The sequence below is a fragment of the Rhodococcus sp. P4_B6 genome (assembly GCF_056402215.1).
Window position 1 is genome coordinate 1 of sequence record NZ_JBFUHV010000469.1, and the last position, 891, is coordinate 891.

Here is an 891-nt window from a genome sequence, read left to right on the forward strand (position 1 = left end):
CACTACACGGACTGGGCAAGGTCACCATCGGCGTCCCCAACGTCGACGACACCATCGCCTACTACACCGACTTCGGACTCGAACACCACGGACACGGGGTGTTCGCCACCCGCAACGGCGGCGAACAACTCCACATCGTGCACGCACCCACCCGGCGACTGGTCGAGCTGACCGTCGCCGCCGACGACCCCGACGACATCGCCGCCACCACCAGGCGTTTGCACGGGCTCGGGCAGGCCGTCGAACAGGACGGCACGTCCGTCAGCGCCGTCGAACCGATCACCGGCACCCTGGTGCGGGTACAGGTCCGGCCCCGGATCGTCATCGAGCCCGCGGTGTCGCCGACGCCGTACAACGGCCCGGGCCGGATCGACCGGTGGGGACGCGCCCCGTTCCTCACCCGCACCGACCCGGTACGCCCCCGCAAACTCGGCCACGCGGTAATCGGATCCACCGACCTCGAGACCACCATGAAGTTCTTCACCGACGGCCTCGGCTTCAAGGTCAGCGACTACATGGGCGACAAGGCCGCGTTCCTGCGCTGCTCCGTCGAGCACCACAACGTCCTCGTCATGGCCGCACCGGTGAACTTCATCCACCACACCAGCTGGCAGGTCGACGACATCGACGAGGTCGGCCGCGGCGCCCACACCATGCTCGAGAACAACCCCGAACGCCACATCTGGGGACTCGGCCGCCACCACGCCGGCGCGAACTTCTTCTGGTACCTCAAGGACCCGGCCGGGAACTTCTCCGAGTACTACTCCGACATGGACACCGTCCCCGAAGACGAACTCTGGTCCCCGGAAGTGCTGCACGGACTCCAAGGCCTCTACGCCTGGGGACCACCGCCCCCGCCGTCGTTCCTCGAACCCGACGACCTCGCAGCCC

1 protein-coding gene is annotated in these 891 nt (G+C 67.7%); it reads left to right on the plus strand.

The genetic code is table 11. The features are described from left to right. The coding region (locus AC1DWT_RS51605; protein ID WP_477926320.1) for a VOC family protein at nucleotides 1-891 on the plus strand (891 nt) is incomplete at both ends.